At 51.5% G+C, this 15,812-nt stretch carries 13 protein-coding genes; 1 reads left to right on the forward strand and 12 read right to left on the reverse strand.

Translation table 11 applies throughout. The features are described 5' to 3' along the window. Nucleotides 1-3: 3 nt before the first annotated feature. The 12 genes from DX130_RS20075 to DX130_RS20130 form a co-directional block, all read right to left on the reverse strand. On the reverse strand, nt 4-1,629 hold the full coding sequence (locus DX130_RS20075; RefSeq protein WP_116048384.1) for a two-component system activity regulator YycH: 1,626 nt from the start codon (nt 1,627-1,629) through the stop codon (nt 4-6). Continuing rightward, complete coding sequence (walK, locus tag DX130_RS20080; protein ID WP_116048386.1) at nt 1,626-3,467, reverse strand: cell wall metabolism sensor histidine kinase WalK; 1,842 nt, start codon at nt 3,465-3,467, stop codon at nt 1,626-1,628. Before walK ends, DX130_RS20075 begins: the two co-directional genes overlap by 4 nt. Next, nucleotides 3,464-4,213, reverse strand: a complete 750-nt coding sequence (yycF, locus tag DX130_RS20085) for a response regulator YycF (RefSeq protein WP_116048387.1) — start codon at nt 4,211-4,213, stop codon at nt 3,464-3,466. The genes walK and yycF overlap by 4 nt, the downstream gene beginning before the upstream one ends. 374 nt (nt 4,214-4,587) lie before the next feature. Further along, nucleotides 4,588-6,177, reverse strand: coding sequence for a M23 family metallopeptidase (locus tag DX130_RS27265; protein ID WP_116048389.1), 1,590 nt, complete (start codon nt 6,175-6,177; stop codon nt 4,588-4,590). A gap of 140 nt (nt 6,178-6,317) precedes the next feature. Then, nucleotides 6,318-6,938, reverse strand: a complete 621-nt coding sequence (locus DX130_RS20095) for a hypothetical protein (RefSeq protein WP_116048391.1) — start codon at nt 6,936-6,938, stop codon at nt 6,318-6,320. 127 nt (nt 6,939-7,065) lie between these two features. Beyond that, nucleotides 7,066-8,352 (reverse strand): adenylosuccinate synthase, encoded by a 1,287-nt coding sequence (locus tag DX130_RS20100; RefSeq protein WP_116048392.1) that lies wholly within the window; start codon nt 8,350-8,352, stop codon nt 7,066-7,068. A 165-nt stretch (nt 8,353-8,517) separates the two neighbouring features. Next, a complete protein-coding gene (dnaB, locus tag DX130_RS20105; RefSeq protein ID WP_116048394.1) occupies nt 8,518-9,879 on the reverse strand; it encodes a replicative DNA helicase in 1,362 nt (453 codons plus the stop codon). Nucleotides 9,880-10,195: 316 nt separating this feature from the next. Next, nucleotides 10,196-10,639 (reverse strand): 50S ribosomal protein L9, encoded by a 444-nt coding sequence (gene rplI, locus DX130_RS20110; protein ID WP_116048396.1) that lies wholly within the window; start codon nt 10,637-10,639, stop codon nt 10,196-10,198. Next, on the reverse strand, nt 10,636-12,597 hold the full coding sequence (locus DX130_RS20115; protein WP_116048398.1) for a DHH family phosphoesterase: 1,962 nt from the start codon (nt 12,595-12,597) through the stop codon (nt 10,636-10,638). Before DX130_RS20115 ends, rplI begins: the two co-directional genes overlap by 4 nt. An 18-nt stretch (nt 12,598-12,615) precedes the next feature. Continuing rightward, nucleotides 12,616-13,521: a DUF2232 domain-containing protein gene (locus DX130_RS20120; RefSeq protein WP_420818541.1), complete on the reverse strand. Its 906-nt coding sequence runs from the start codon at nt 13,519-13,521 to the stop codon at nt 12,616-12,618. 157 nt (nt 13,522-13,678) lie between these two features. Next, nucleotides 13,679-14,089 carry a CBS domain-containing protein gene (locus DX130_RS20125; protein ID WP_116048401.1) on the reverse strand — a complete coding sequence of 137 codons (411 nt, stop codon included), beginning with the start codon at nt 14,087-14,089 and terminating at the stop codon, nt 13,679-13,681. Nucleotides 14,090-14,097: 8 nt separating this feature from the next. Further along, nucleotides 14,098-15,147 carry an LCP family protein gene (locus DX130_RS20130; RefSeq protein WP_116048403.1) on the reverse strand — a complete coding sequence of 350 codons (1,050 nt, stop codon included), beginning with the start codon at nt 15,145-15,147 and terminating at the stop codon, nt 14,098-14,100. 221 nt (nt 15,148-15,368) lie between these two features. On the opposite strand from DX130_RS20130, the gene DX130_RS20135 reads away from it, so the two are divergent. After that, the gene (locus DX130_RS20135; RefSeq protein WP_116048404.1) at nt 15,369-15,722 is read left to right on the forward strand and encodes a DUF4870 domain-containing protein; all 354 of its coding nucleotides are present in this window, start codon (nt 15,369-15,371) and stop codon (nt 15,720-15,722) included. Nucleotides 15,723-15,812: the final 90 nt, after the last annotated feature.

A 15,812-nucleotide genomic window follows, 5' to 3' on the forward strand; every position in this document is an offset into this window, starting at 1 on the left:
ACCTTATGATCGGGCACGCAATAATTCAACAGTATCCGACTCGTCCACACCCGTGACACTTTCCTCCGGATTCTCTGCCAACTCTTCATTCTCTGTTCCATCCGGATCATCGGGCGGAACGTCAGACTCACCCGTATCGACAGACTCTTCGTTATGCTCCGTCTCCTTAGGAGGCAGAATAGCGGAGCCGGAACCGGCCCCATCACCTGCAGAAGTGCCTTGTCTTACTCCCTCGCCTGCCTGTTTTCCCTGGTTGCCGCCCTCTTGGGATTGGCCCTGCAGTTCTGAATGAGCATGTTGGCTTCCATCCTCTGTATTCGGCTCCACCGGTTGCTCCTTTTGCTCCGCTTCCAGAAGAACCACTTCCGAGCCATCCATCAGCTTCATTACCCATACAGGGACAAATTGCAGTCGGTTGTTCTCCAGAAGAACGGCCTTCAGCGCGGGGAATAACGAAGACACCTCGTCACGACGCGGATAACGTTCCAGTGTCTCCTCCAGCCTTGTTCCGCCCTGCAGCCAGCGCGGCTTGCGCGACTCCGACTGCGTACTGAGCGTAATAAGCGACCGCGCATATTCCGTCACGACGCCTTGCTGCACCGTCAATCTAATATGACCGTAGCGGAATGCCAGACTGTCGATAACCGGATATTGCTCAATATATTGTCTGAACGTCACATATTTCTTCTCTTGCTCCGGCGTCGAGCTGACCAGTCGATGCGTGCCGTCCCAGCCTCCGTGCTGATTGATAAAATCAACAGACGCGTAGACATTCTCACTAAGCGGCGTATCGCTGCTGATCGTAGCCGCTGGATTCGTATAATTGATCCACATGCCGTCTTGCTCGACTTTCAGTCCTCTCTTCCCGTCGGTGAAGATTTGCGACCCGCTGCGATCCTCGAATGCACGGGTTGTACTGGAATCGAAGAACAGGCGCTGCATCTGCTCGGGCGAATACGTCTCGTAGGGGAAAATGATCTCCGTAGCCATAATCGGCTCAGTCGGAATGTAGAGGTCATCAGCCGTCACGCGGTATTGCGGCAAATAAGTTCCGAAGCCGACATAATCCTGTACGTCCCTAACCGTTAGATCCGCTCTAACCGACTCATACACGACTTGCTCCTCGCTGCTGAAGAAGAACGTACGGATCTCTTCCGTATCCGGCGTCTTGAATATCCAGATCCTGTCGATCTTCTCTCGAAGAAACAAGGGATCCCCTTCCATCTTCAACAGCTTCTGCAATAGCTCTACCGAGATGCCGCTTGTGAAGCGCAGCTCGATGCCAATCGCATCCTTGCGTATTTCTTCCCAGTTCAAAATGCTGGCCGAGCTTCGTTGGAAGCCCTTGAACTCCCGGCCAACAATTCGCTGGTTCAGAATCATCTCATAGAACTGCGTGCCGGGATAGATAACCGTATGCTTATCCTCGCCCATATGAATAATCAATTCCTCGGGGAAGATGACACTCTCTACACTTGTCGTTTTCCCAAGCGCCTCAGCATTGACATAATCCTGGTCGCTTCTTACTGTAGCGCCCAGCCCTGGCATGCTATAAGCCAGCAGATAGCTCTGCAGGAGACTTAGAACGACCAGGACGATAAGCGCAGCGGTCTTCGCCTTCTCCATCATTCTAATTCGCCCCCTTCCTGCAGCAGCGGCAGCGTGAACGATACAGTCGTACCTTCATTCAGCTCGGAGGCTAATGAGATCGTGCCGCCATGCGCCTTGACGATTTCCCGGGCAATCGACAATCCCAGTCCTGTACCGCCCATGTTGCGCGATCTTGCCTTGTCTACCCGGTAGAAGCGGTCAAAAATTCGCGTCAGATCCTTTTTCGGAATGCCGATGCCGGTATCCTTGACGCTAATTTCCATTAGACCTTCATCTTCCATCTTGCGTGCCGCGATCTGGATGGCACCGCCGTCAAGCGTATATTTGATCGCATTGGATATGAGATTGTCCAATACCTGATCGATCTGATCCCGATCAAGCCATGACTTCTTTAATCCTCGTTCGACATACACATTCGCCTTAATCGACTTCTGACTAAGCTGGAAGGAGAAACGGTCCGCCACCTCATCCAGCATCTCATGAATATTGGTTTGCCTCCGTCTTAGCGGAGCTTGATTCGAATCCAATCGCGACAGATGCAGCAGATCCGTTACCAGACGGATCATCCGCTCTGTCTCCGTGCTAATAACACCTACGAAACGCTCGGATAGCTCCCGCTCTTCCAACGCACCATCGCCAAGCGCTTCCGCGTAGCTCTTAATCGTCGTAAGCGGCGTCCGCAGCTCATGCGATACGTTCGCGACGAATTGGCGGCGCGACTGCTCCAGCTTTTCTTGCTCTGTAGCATCCTGCAATACGGCAATCGTACCCGTAATGCCCTTGTCCCTACGATGAATCGGCGTCAACGTCAGCTTTAGCAAGCTGCCTTCATGACCCTCCGTATCCGAATGATCCCGGTTAATGAGCAACGTACGCCCGCGACCCGACTGCAGCTCCGCCAGCTTCTCCGGCGTGAGGCCGAGCAGATCAGCCAATTCCACGCCCTGGAATGTCTCCACGTCCAGCAGCTCCAGCGCCCGATGATTCCAGACAATAATTCTGCCCCGTTCGTCGGCAGCCACTACCCCGTCACTCATATTGGAGAGAACCGATACCAGCTTCTCGTTCTCCTCCTCATTCGCCGAGAGCGCTTCCTTCAACCGAATCGTCATCTCGTTGAACGCCATGCTGAGTCGTCCAATCTCGTCATCTCCGAGAACTGGGGCCTTCAGGTCAAATCGTCCCTCAGCAACTGCCTCCGCCTGGCGCGTTAGACCTTGAATCGGACTCGTAATCGTATGGGCCAATAATATGCCGAGCACACCTGTCAGACCAAGCGCGATCAACGTGCCTGAAAAGAAGATTTGGTTGACCCGGTTCACCGTCTCGTACAGCTCCGTCATCGACGCCACGACATAGACCGCCCCGACGACCTTGTCATTGTACGTAACGGGCAGTGCAATCATTTTTTTGCGCGTATTGTCTTCATCGATAATCTCTTCTTCATTATCAGGAATATTCTGAAGCGCGCGGCTGACCGCCAGCGATTTGTTCTTCTGACCGATATAAGATTGATGAACCTGCAACGAAGTCGCAACAACCTTGCCGTTCCCATCCAATACCTGAACCTCAGCTCCGCTAATGCTGAACAAATTGCGGACGACCAAGTTCAGGTCCTCCGTCGTATTGTCGGGCGAATCGCCCTCCGCCTCCAAGTTCGGCAGCAGGCTTGGCGCCGCGAATTTGGACAAAATATCGGCTTGCTCCTTTAAGTTGTTCGTGAAGCTGGTAATGAGCGAGTTTTTGACCGTGCTAATGAAATAGACACCAATCAACTGCATCGCTACGAGAATGAGCAGCAAGTAGATGATGACCAGCTTGACTTGAATCGTGCGGAAGAAGCTCCGCGCCTTCATCCGTAACCGAAGCCTCCCGACTTCGCATTGCGCATCATATAGCCTAAGCCGCGTCTGGTCACAATGTATTCCGGACGGCTAGGGTCATCCTCGATCTTCTCCCGCAGACGACGGATCGTCACATCTACCGTCCGTACGTCGCCGAAGTATTCGAACCCCCATACAGCTTGCAGCAGATGCTCGCGCGTCATGACCTTACCGCTATGGCGCGCCATATAATAGACAAGCTCGAACTCACGATGGGTCAAGTCCAGCGGCTCGCCATTCTTGTATACCACATACATATCCGTATCGATGAACAAATTAAACAGCTTCAAGCCCGCCTGTTCGGTCCCTCCATCCTGACCGTTATCCGAAGAGCCGTCTGCGGCTTGTCCGCTCTTATTCTGACGACGGAGATGCGCCTTCACCCGTGCCAGCAGCTCACGTGTGCTGAACGGCTTCGTCACATAATCATCGGCTCCCAGCTCAAGGCCAAGCACCTTATCAATTTCTGTATCCTTAGCCGTCAGCATAATGATCGGCATATGAAGCTTCGTCCGCACTTCGCGGCACACATCCATGCCATCCTTCACCGGCAGCATCAAGTCCAGCAAGATCAAGTCCGGCTGTTCTTCGAACGCAAGACGTACAGCTTCCCCGCCATCGAAGGCACAGATTACCTGGTGACCTTCCTTCTCCAAATTAAACTTCAATATATCCGCTATCGGCTGCTCGTCATCGACCACTAATATTTTTCCGTGCATCGTTACACCGCCTGTCGCTAGTCCTTTGTTATGACTCTATTCTAACATACCGGAGCACTGCCTACACAATCAAACTTCCGATAACGACGGCAATCAGAGGCCTCCATGCCGCTTCCTGTCATCTCGACTAGTCCGGACCAACTCTTGCAAGATCCCGGGATGATGTGCCCGAAGCGGACAACACCTATCAAGTTGCCTAGCGTGCAAAGCATTCCATAAATTGGATTAAAAAAATCGGCAAAAATGATGATTTATGAAGCAACTATAAAGCAGATTCGAACGTTTATCTAATAACGAATTAAAAAAAGCACAGCCCGGACCGATCGTCCAAGCCATGCTTCTTTGACATTGTTTTGCCATTCGTAATAGGTATATTATAAGTACTTCATTGGATTCTGAGGTACACCGTTCTTGTGAATCTCAAAGTGCAGATGCGTGCCAGTGGAATTGCCTGTATTGCCCATAATGCCGATTTGGTCGCCCTTCTGTACTTTCGCGCCCTGCTTCACGTTGTAGGAGTTCAAATGTCCGTACAGCGTCTTGAAGCCATTCTGATGGTTAATAATAATCGTCTTGCCTGTGCCTGTTCTTGATCCGACATATTCTACGACGCCGGAGTCAGAAGCACGAATGCCTTTATTGCCGATAAAGTCGATGCCGGAATGCAGACGGCCCCAACGTTGTCCATACTTGCTCGTAATGCGGTAATTCTTCACCGGGATAGCGAACCTGCCTGTACCCTCTCCCAGTACGACCATTGTACCTTTCTCTACAATTTCCGAGATTGGCTCTACGATCACTTCTTTATTCATCAATTCCTCGGTTACGACGTAACCATTCTGTTTCACGATCTCATACGTCAGACGCTGTGTGCCTTCGACACCTTGTCTGATCACCTTCGTCTCGCCCACTCTGATCTTATCGTTCTTGTTCACTTCGACAGGAGCAGCGATCTTCTCCAGCTCAACTACACTCTCCACGGTACGAACGGTCAGCTCCGGCTGCAGCACCGTAAGGTCCAGCTCGTCGCCGACGGTAATGCGATCATCCTCAATCCAAGGATTGTTCTCATAGATGACTTGAGGAGAGATCTCGAATTTCTGTGCGATACAACCGATACAATCACCCGATTGAACGATATATTTGGTAGGTTTCGTACTGCCGTCAATAATCTTCTTGTAAACCTCTTCACCCTCGGCAATTTCCGTAGGGCTGATATCGACACTCGCCACTTGAACTTCTTCTACAAAGGATACTGCTGTTACAACTCGGCCCGGCTCTGTAAGCTCCTGGTCCGATTCCGGCTCAGATACTTCCACCTTGCCTTCCTTGTTGTAGGAAAGCGCTGTTACCGTTCTTGAGCCCTTCGCTGCCGCGGCCAGCTCCGGAGCGAACTTGCTCTGTACACGTTTCAATATGCTGTCAGCCGTCGCTTGATCCTTCACGACGCCAATGACATTACCGTCAATCTTTACTTCAACGCCGACTGCGTGGGAGGTGAACATACCTTCTAACTTAGCGAGTGTTGCTTCTGTCTCTGGAACCGCCTTAAAGGCTTTGTCGCTTTCGTATGTAATATCACCAGAATCCAGTACCATCGTGATGTCAGGATTCGCTTGTTGTACTTTGACCGCGGCAGCATCTACCAATTGATCGACTGCGCCGGGATTCTCTACTGTTCCTACTACTTCGCCGTTCATATATACATGATAGAATTGGAATGTGTTGCGTTCAACGTATTGCGTATATTGCTGATATCCGATAATACCGGCAACCGTGAGCAGTACTGCTGCTCCGCCTATCAATTGCGTCGACTTCTTCCGCCAAAGTGGGGCAGATACGATCACGTCAGCCGCTTGTTGCTCGGTCTTACCTATCAAGTCTTGCGAGCGCGTACGTCGAAAGTACTGAGTAGTTCGTTCCCATACTTTCTTTATACGACTCATGTCCCTGAAACCGGTCATGATAGTCTCCTTTTCGCACTTCTGCTGAGAGATTTGCGAGTACCAAACAGAAAAAAGACGAATTTTCCTGTCGGATCACTCGCCTAATACTTTATCACAGCCTTTACAATAGGGGCAACCTTTGCCGTCATAACGTAATATTAATATTTTTTCAGAATCTCCATCATTTGCTCATATTCCGACGTGTCGAGATGCTGTGCCATAATCTGTTGAACGCTCGTCAGCTCCTGCTCCGTAAGTCCTCCTTCCATATATTCAGAGATTTCCAGCCAAGACTCGGGAGGCAGCTTCATCATAAGCAATTCGAACAATTGCGCCTTATCTTCTTCACTCATTTCGCCCTTTACAGACTCGATATCATCGGTTTTCACCACCGTCTCAGTACCGTCAAGCCCCCCCTCGGTTCCCGTCGGGGCTCCTCCTTCAGCACTTCCGTCAGCAGGAGCATTGCCTTCACCGTTCCCTGAACCAGGCTCCTCCTGGATCCCGCCGAACACTTCCTCGACATCCGGCTCTGATCCGCTATTTACGCTGCCGTTCTCTTGGTCTATACCAGAGGTTAATAGGGGATCGCTGCCCCATAGCTTGCCCCATACGCCGGACATCGCTATTGGCGGCACCTCGATAGGCAATTCAAACTGCTTCAGCACCGACTCGACATAACTGGTCACAATATAACCCGTCGTCCAGATCGACAAAAAGCTAATCATAAGTCCTGCTGCCACGATCTTGCCAATCCAGGCCAAGCTCTTCACTATCATTCACCCTCAACTCCTATCCTATCTACCATTATGGTCAAGGATGAAGAGAGGCATTCCTTCCAAGCGTAAAGCTGGACAAAAAAACAGCGCCCCGGATTGCTCCGAGGCGCTACATAAGTAAGGGAAATTATTCGTAGATTGGGCGAACCGGATTCGTCTGCTCACGGTTGCGGCCGACCGAGAAGATGGCAATAGGAATGCCTGTCAACTCAGAGACACGATTCAAGTAGTTCAGCGTATTCTGCGGAAGGTCTTCCAGCTTCTTCGCCTCGGAGATATCCTCGGACCAGCCTGGATATTCTTCGTATACCGCTTCACACTCCGACAGCATCTTCAGGCTTGCCGGATAATGCTCGATGATTTCCCCGCGGTACTTGTAGCCCGTACAGATCTTCACTGTATCCAGACCTGACAATACGTCCAGAGAGTTCAAGGACAGACCCGTAATGCCGCTTACGCGGCGTGCGTGACGAACCACCACCGTGTCGAACCAGCCCACGCGGCGCGGACGGCCTGTAACCGTGCCGTACTCATGGCCTTTGTCACGGATGATTTGGCCGATCTCGTTATCCTGCTCAGTCGGGAACGGGCCATCGCCTACACGTGTTGTGTAAGCCTTTGCCACGCCGATTACTTGCTGAATCTTGGATGGACCTACGCCGGAACCGATACATACGCCGCCTGCGGACGGATTCGAGGACGTAACGAACGGATAGGTTCCTTGGTCGATATCGAGCATGACACCTTGCGCTCCCTCGAACAGCACCTTTTGGCCCGCATCAATTGCATCATTCAACACGACAGACGTGTCCGTAACGTATGGACGCAGAATCTCTGCGAAGCCAAGATAGTCGCTCACGATTTGGTCTGCGTCAAGCGGCTCGCCGCCGTACACTTGCTGGATCAGATGGTTCTTCTCCACGATTACACTGCGCACGCGAGACTCGAATTCCTCCGCATCCATCAGATCGCTGATACGGATACCGTTGCGCGCCGCTTTGTCCATATAACAAGGGCCAATGCCTTTGCGTGTAGTGCCGATTTTATTATCGCCTTTGCGGTCTTCTTCCAAGGCGTCAAGAATCAGGTGATACGGCATGATGACATGCGCGCGATCACTGATTTTCAGATTCGTTGTCGAAAAGCCATTGTCATGGATATAGTTAATTTCGTCAATCAGCGCTTCTGGATTGATGACCATTCCGTTGCCGATGACGCAAGTTTTATCATGGTTAAAGATGCCCGATGGGATCATCGTCAGCTTATACTTTTTGTTCCCGATGAGAATGGTGTGTCCGGCGTTGTTTCCTCCTTGGTAACGAGCAACAACGTCAGCTCCCTCTGCTAGGAAGTCGGTGATTTTGCCTTTTCCTTCGTCTCCCCATTGCGTACCGACTACAACTACCGTAGACATAATCATACCCCCGTCCGATGTTTTCGAACATCGAAAATTACCGTCCCTGTAGCTCCTTTAACGCGGCGCTCGCCAGAAGACAGCAATATTAGTGTAGCAGTCTCCCCTTCAGAAGTCAAACGAAAAACGAACAATTGCACAGTCACTCATGCAATTGTTCGGATATTACGAGGCTTGCGACGGATCCTGATGGGTTCGGTCCAAGCTTACGAATTTATTGTAGTTTTTGAGGAACACCAGCTCGACGGTGCCGACCGGACCGTTACGCTGCTTGGCGATGATGATCTCGATGATGTTCTTCTTCTCCGATTCCTTATCATAGTAGTCGTCCCGATACAGGAACGATACGATGTCGGCATCCTGCTCGATCGAGCCGGATTCCCTAAGGTCGGACATCATCGGACGCTTGTCCTGCCGCTGCTCAACGCCCCGACTAAGCTGCGACAGTGCGATGACGGGAACTTCCAATTCACGCGCAATCTGCTTCAGCGTACGGGAAATCTCGGATACTTCCTGTTGGCGATTCTCGCCAGCCTTGCCGCGTCCCTGAATGAGCTGCAAGTAGTCGATCAGGATCATGCCAAGTCCGCGTTCCTTCTTCAACCTACGGCACTTCGCGCGAATGTCGGCGACGGTAATGCCCGGCGTATCATCGATGAAAATTTGCGCCTCCGATAAGGCCCCTATCGCCATCGTCAGCTTCTCCCAGTCGTCGCCTTCCAGGTTACCTGTCCGCATCCGCGTCGCATCGACGTTCGCTTCGGCGCAGATCATCCGCTGTACAAGCTGTGCCGCTGACATCTCCAGGGAGAAGATCGCGACAGTCTCCTTCGCTCTGACGCCAACGTTCTGAGCGATATTCAGTGCGAAGGCGGTCTTGCCGACGGAAGGACGGGCCGCAACAATGATAAGGTCGCTTCGCTGGAAGCCAGCCGTCATTCGATCGAGATCGACGAAGCCCGACGGAATGCCGGACGTGCCGCCCTTGTTGGCATATAGAAACTCGACCTTCTCGAATACTTCCATCAATACGTCTCGAATGGAGATAAAGCCGCTGCTGGAGCGCCGGTTGGAGATTTCAAGAATCTTCTTCTCCGCGTCGCTTAGCAGGACGCCGACATCTTCAGCGTTGGCATAACCATCGGTGACGATATTGGTTGCGGTACGTATGAGGCGCCGCAGCATCGATTTCTCTTCGACGATCTGGGCGTAATAATCGACGTTTGCCGCTGTAGGTACAGCATTGGCCAGCTTCGCCAAGTAGCTGACGCCGCCGATCTCCTCCAACAGTCCTTGATCCTGGAGATGCGCCGTAAGCGTGACCAGATCGACCGGTTGGCTGCTCTCGCCCAGCTCAATCATGGCTTCGTAAATTCGTTGATGTCCGCTGCTATAAAAATCCTCGCTCCGAATCCGCTCCATCGCCGTAATTAACGCTTCCGGCTGAAGCAGAATCGCACCAATGACCGCTTGCTCCGCTTCCATGTTTTGCGGCGGAACCCGGTCGAACATCGGCTCCATACTCATCGTGCGCCTCTCCTTTCGTTTGTATGCATAGATGTCATTAAAAGTGATAAGTTCATAGTTCAAAACCATGCTCTACGCCGTAACACTGCGAGAGGGGATCGTTCCTCCGATCGCTGTTGTAGACGGATTCTTTCTATTATCCTAACCCGCCAAGCGGTTAGAATCCGTCTACAAAGGCGAACACTCCGTTTCTCCAGAACGATTCCCCTCTCTCCGCTCATACGCGCAGAACACCCCTTACAATTAAGAATGAAGCCCAATACTCAGGCTTCAACTTAATTGAAAATGGATTTTAACCCCCCTATCGTATCCAGCCTTATTCCTCGGCTGTCTGGATGTTTAGCTTCGCTTTCACTTCCGGGTGAAGCTTAACCGGTACTTGTGTAACGCCGAGCGTGCGGATTGGCTCATCCAGCTCGATTTTGCGTTTGTCGATTTTAACACCTTTCGCTGCCAGCGCTTCAGCGATTTGCTTGCTTGTGATGGCCCCGAACAAGCGGCCGCCTTCTCCGGCTTTCGCTTTGACGACAATGGTCATCTCTTCCAGACGCTTGCCTAGTGCCTCTGCATCTTCTTTTTCCTTCTGCTTGCGCTTTTCTTCAGAAGCATTCTGAACCTCAAGCGTCTTCAGGTTGCCGTCCGATGCCAGCTTCGCCAGTCCCTTCGGAAGCAAGAAGTTGCGTACATAGCCCTCCGACAGATCCTTTACTTGACCCTTTTTCCCTTGGCCCTTCACGTCTTGCAAGAAGATTACTTTCATTCGAATAACCCCTCTTCCGATTCAATTTGTTCGAGAATAGCCTTCAGCTTGACCGCTGCCTCTTCGACAGTGCCCTCCAACTGGGCTGCCGCATTCGTCAGATGACCGCCGCCGCCCATTCGCTCCATGACGACCTGTACATTCATGCCGCCAAGCGAACGCGCACTTATGCCGATTAAGCCATCCTGTCTCTGTCCGATGACGAAAGACGCCAAGATGTCCGTCATATTCAGCAGCGTATCTGCTGATTGTGCAATTAATAACTGCGAGTTTTTCCTGCCGCCCTCTACGACGGCTATAGCGACATGATCATACAATATCTGTGCATGCTTTATAATTTCGGCTTTGTTCACGTAGCCCTCAAGATCCTCCTGAAGCATCCGCTGGATCATCATCGTATCTGCGCCATTCCGCCGCAGGAAGGATGCCGCTTCGAACGTCCTCGCCCCCGTCCGGAGCGAGAAGCTCTTCGTGTCCACAGTAATGCCTGCCAAGAGTGAGGTCGCCTCGCGAATATCAAGCACGATTCGGTCATGAATATATTGCAATAGCTCCGTCACCAACTCGCAAGTAGATGACGCGTACGGCTCCATGTAGACCAGAATCGCATTGGAGATGAATTCCTCGCCGCGGCGATGATGGTCGATGACAACGATTCGGTCCGTCTGTGCCAGGAGCTTGGGCTCCTTCACCATAGACGCCTTATGCGTGTCTACGACAATCGCAAGCGATTGAGGCGTCATGAGCGCCATAGCCTGCTCCGGCGATACGAACCGCTTCGACAGCTTCTCGTCCTCCCGGATCAGCTCCATCATCTTCTCGATGGAGGAGTTGACACCCTCCAGCACGATATAAGCTTCCTTACCGAAGAGCTGAGCTGCCTTGAGCACGCCGATCGCTGCGCCGATAGCGTCCATATCCGGCAGCTTATGCCCCATAATGACGACATTGTGACTCTCTCGGATCAAGTCTCGCAGCGCATGAGCGACTACTCTGGCACGGACGCGCGTCCGCTTCTCTACTGCATTGGTCTTGCCGCCGTAGAAGGATTGCCTGCTGCCGACCTTCACCGCTGCCTGATCGCCGCCGCGTCCAAGCGCGATATCAAGGCTCATGTGCGCCCACTGGCCAAGCTCCACGATCTGCTCGGCGCCTGCGGCGAAGCCGATGCTGAGCGTGACCGGAATCTTCTGCTCGCCTGTCATCTCGCGCACTTCGTCCAGAATGACAAAACGAGAATGCTCAAGCTGACGCAGTGTCTTCTGATCGGTAATCAGAATGAAGCGGTCGGATGTGACCCGCTTGAGATAGATCTTATACTTCTGTGCCCATTCCGTAATCTCTGTCGTGACCTTGGAGAGAAGGGTGCCGCGCTGATGGTCGTCCAGACCTTGCGTCACTTCCTCCAGGTTATCGATCATCACAACGCCGATCGACAGCTTTTCGTCTTCATACTTGCGACCGAGCTGCCATAGATCGGTCACGTTCTTTACGTATAGAATACGCTCCTTGGGCCGGAAGATGAGCTGATACATATGCGTGCCGACCGCAGCCTCCACCGTACCTTCGCGATCCTTGGCGTGCTGAAGCGTCGGGAACAACTCCGTAAGCGGCACGCCGATCAAAGAATCCTTCTCCATCAGCTGCGAGATATACGGATTATGCCATTCCACCGTGCGCTCTTCATTATAGATAATAATGCCGAACGGCAACTCGCTTATCACGTCGTTGCCGCCTTTCTTCACCCGGTACGACAACGTGCCGAGGTACGTCTTCAAGTCTTTGCGGAACGATCGTTCCGCAAAGAAAGTATAGACCGCTATTCCGATTGTCACAATCAATGAAGCAAGACCGATCATCCACTGGAACCAGGCAAGCAGGGCTGACATAAGCAGCATGGCTCCTAGAGCCGCCGCATGGTGCATTCCGTGCCATCTGGTTATTAAAAACTTAGGCATTTCCCATTCGCTCCCGTGCTATTGTTGTTTGGTAAACGACTTCCTGATCGGAAAGGCGGTATCCAGGACGCCAATCAAGCTAAGCGGCGGCAAAAGCAGCACTGGTATGGCGATAAGGATCGGAACGGCTTTGTTCCACTTCCTCTCATGTGCAATAAAGAAGAAGAAGCCAATCGCTTGAATCGCGAATACATAACTGAGCAACGGCACCAAATTCAACAGCGCCACTGCGAGGTAGGAAACATCACCCGGCTTGATGAACAAGTCGATCACATACGCGATCAAATAATAGATCACCAGTACGCGAGGCAGACGCCAGTCCTTCGCTTGCGGGAACGCCGGTACGTCAAGGCCGCTGCGAATAACCGCTCTGCGCGAGACATAATGCGAGAATACTGTGTACACAAATGCCAGGACAATAAAGGTAAGTGGGATCATATGGATGACCCTTTGAATAAGCAGATCTACAAAGTCCGCATTCCAACCAGATGCAAGCAGATTCTGCTCCTGCATGGAATCGAACGTCCCTCGAATGGTATTGCTCATTTCGTTAAGCAGAGAAACATTAAAGATCGACTGGAAAAGCACCAGCTCCAGCATCAGCAATGCCAGAATGACAATTGTAACCGTTCGAATCACTTTGGCCGCGGTCGCACCGCTTCTGTACAAATGCCCCATGACGATAGCCGGGACAAGGAAGAACAAACCAATAATGAGAACAGCAGGACCTGCAATAAGGCCCGCAAGCAGCCATACAGGTATTAAGTGAAGCAAGAACGCTCCCCTAGACAGTGTCGTATAAAGCACCACATACGGAACCATCATGAGCAGTAATGCCGGTAAATTTAACAAAGGTACAGCCAGCAGCAGCAGTAGCAGGAACGCTGCCCCGCTCCACAGCAAGGGTTTCAACCCAGTCTTCAATCCGTTCACCTCTTAAGCCATTTCTAAGTTCTTGTGTTATGGAGACATTCATCCCTCATTATAGCACAAAAGAAAGTTCGCGTACGCATCCATGACGACCGCTCCATCAGGCTAAATTTCCCGGATCATAAGGGAAAGGACTCCCCCGCTGAATCATTCAGATCCGTTGGGACAGTCCCTTCTGGCAATAATCAATTATTTCGCTTCTGCGTACAATGCCAATAAAGTGATCGCGATCGTCTACAACCGGCACAAAGTTCTGCACTTTGGCCAGGGAGATCAAATCGTCCATGTTGGCATCAATATTCACCGTCTTATTGTTAATCCGCAGCGGTACGTCGATCAGCTTCACCTTGTAGGAGCCCTCAAACGTCAGGTCGGAGCGGCTCTTCATGAACCATAACAAGTCTCCTTCTGTGACCGTGCCGATATATCCGCCATCTTCATTAATGATGGGAACGGCAGAATAGCGGTGATATTCCATGCGCTCCAGCGCCTGTCTGAGTGTCGCGTCATGCGGTAGACATACAACCTCATGCTTAGGCAGCAGGAAAAAGGCAATATTCATCCTTCCATTCACTCCGTTTCATGCACCGACGACGCATTTGAGAGTACCTCTACCTCTTTCTTGATGTCATTATATTGGGGAGGAAGAATTAAGCTGCTCGTTTTGGTGTCGGCGTTCAACCAGTTTTTGATCATCAGTTGGACCTCAGCCAAGTCGTCTTCATTGGCAAAATAATACCAAGGACCTCTGGCCTCTAGCCTGTGGCCTTCGCCCAGAATCGTCTGACTGTACATATTGCGGTTCTTCGATTGCACGAGGCTCTGCGCCAGATCAATCAGCTTGCCCGGCTGCATATCCGTGCTGAAGTTCTCGCCCATGATGTCCAGAAGATCAGGAATCTTGCTCCATTGCTTCATCGCGGACGCCTTCTCTATCATAGCATGAAGGAACTGCTGCTGTCTCTCCGTACGGCTCATATCCCCGCCCGCATCCTCGCGGTAACGTACGAAGTTCAGCGCATCTTTGCCGTTGTACAGGTCTTGCCCGCCTTTGATCGTAAATTTCTCATGATACGGGTCCTTGTTCACCATATCGTGTTCAATCGGAAGCGCAATCCCGCCCATTGCGTCAATCGCCGCACGGAATCCCTCGAAGTTAATGGAAGCATAGTAATTGACCGGCGCATCCAGGAACTTCTCGACCGTATCCATTGACATGCCCGCTCCGCCGAAGGCAAACGCGTGGTTGATCTTGTCTTTGCGGTCTCTGCCGGCAATATCCACATACATGTCCCGTGGGATCGACACAAGCAGCATGTTGCCGTCACTCGGACGGACGACCGTGTAGATCAGCGTATCCGACCGACCAATTTCATTGCCGCGTTGGTCTACGCCAAGCAGCAGCAATGAAAACGGATGTTGTTTGGTTTTGTCGACATTGACTGGTCTCGGCTCGCGTCCTTCAACCGGCTTATACGTGTTCTCCAGCCGCTTCTCTACCTCACCCTGCAGAAACCAATCAAAGCCCATCATAGCAAGCGCACCGCGATTGAAGTAGGCCATTGATAAAATGACGAGAGCAACTGCACTAATGATATAGGCCCGTTTATATTTCTTCATATCCTACCATTCTCTCCATTCCGATATCTCTTTTTGTCGATGTAGTCATATATACCCCTTTTTATTCTAGACGAAGCAAAGTGCGCGCAGGTTACAAACCCGTAACAAATCGTTCGTTCCAATCTTGGGAGTCATTGGTATTGCGGTGAGTTCTATTGCTAGTCCTACCGGAATATATTGTTGACATAACAATGATGATCAGAAAGGGATGAACGTTCTCCATGCAGCCCACTCAAGTCAATCCAGACCCGTCGTCGACCGGCCTGGACCCGAAAGTAGCCGCTTTGCTCTGTTATTTGGTCGGATTTATTACAGGGATTATCTTTTTGGCGATCGAGAAGCAAAGCCGGTTCGTCAAATTCCATGCCATGCAGTCTACTGCCGTCTTCGTCGTTCTGGTTGCCATTAATCTCATATTCGGCGTCATTCCGATCATTGGACTGCTAGTTTCCTTTATCCTCACGCCATTGACCTTCATACTATGGATCGCGCTTATGCTGCTTGCACTCCAGGGCAAGCTATTCAAGCTGCCTTATATCGGAGATTGGGCGGAACAGCAAATTGGCAAATTTTAAGCCCAGCCGTAACCGCGTATGCTTCACCTGATCGAAAAAGAGCAATCCGCACAGGATGCGAATTGCTCTTTTTATTAGTCTTTCGAAGGA

It is taken from the genome of Paenibacillus paeoniae (genome assembly GCF_003388735.1).
Taxonomy (GTDB): Bacteria; Bacillota; Bacilli; order Paenibacillales; family Paenibacillaceae; genus Pristimantibacillus; species Pristimantibacillus paeoniae.

Bases quoted from the DNA above. Each gene is read 5' to 3' on its own strand.
- yycF (WP_116048387.1), bottom strand. From the start codon at position 4,213: ATGCACGGAAAAATATTAGTGGTCGATGACGAGCAGCCGATAGCGGAT.
- DX130_RS20125 (WP_116048401.1), bottom strand. From the start codon at position 14,089: ATGAATATTGCCTTTTTCCTGCTGCCTAAGCATGAGGTTGTATGTCTA.
- DX130_RS20135 (WP_116048404.1), top strand. From the start codon at position 15,369: ATGCAGCCCACTCAAGTCAATCCAGACCCGTCGTCGACCGGCCTGGAC.
- DX130_RS20095 (WP_116048391.1), bottom strand. From the start codon at position 6,938: ATGATAGTGAAGAGCTTGGCCTGGATTGGCAAGATCGTGGCAGCAGGA.
- rplI (WP_116048396.1), bottom strand. From the start codon at position 10,639: ATGAAAGTAATCTTCTTGCAAGACGTGAAGGGCCAAGGGAAAAAGGGT.
- DX130_RS20100 (WP_116048392.1), bottom strand. From the start codon at position 8,352: ATGTCTACGGTAGTTGTAGTCGGTACGCAATGGGGAGACGAAGGAAAA.
- DX130_RS20075 (WP_116048384.1), bottom strand. From the start codon at position 1,629: ATGATGGAGAAGGCGAAGACCGCTGCGCTTATCGTCCTGGTCGTTCTA.
- DX130_RS20130 (WP_116048403.1), bottom strand. From the start codon at position 15,147: ATGAAGAAATATAAACGGGCCTATATCATTAGTGCAGTTGCTCTCGTC.
- DX130_RS20115 (WP_116048398.1), bottom strand. From the start codon at position 12,597: ATGCCTAAGTTTTTAATAACCAGATGGCACGGAATGCACCATGCGGCG.
- DX130_RS27265 (WP_116048389.1), bottom strand. From the start codon at position 6,177: ATGACCGGTTTCAGGGACATGAGTCGTATAAAGAAAGTATGGGAACGA.
- walK (WP_116048386.1), bottom strand. From the start codon at position 3,467: ATGAAGGCGCGGAGCTTCTTCCGCACGATTCAAGTCAAGCTGGTCATC.
- dnaB (WP_116048394.1), bottom strand. From the start codon at position 9,879: ATGAGTATGGAGCCGATGTTCGACCGGGTTCCGCCGCAAAACATGGAA.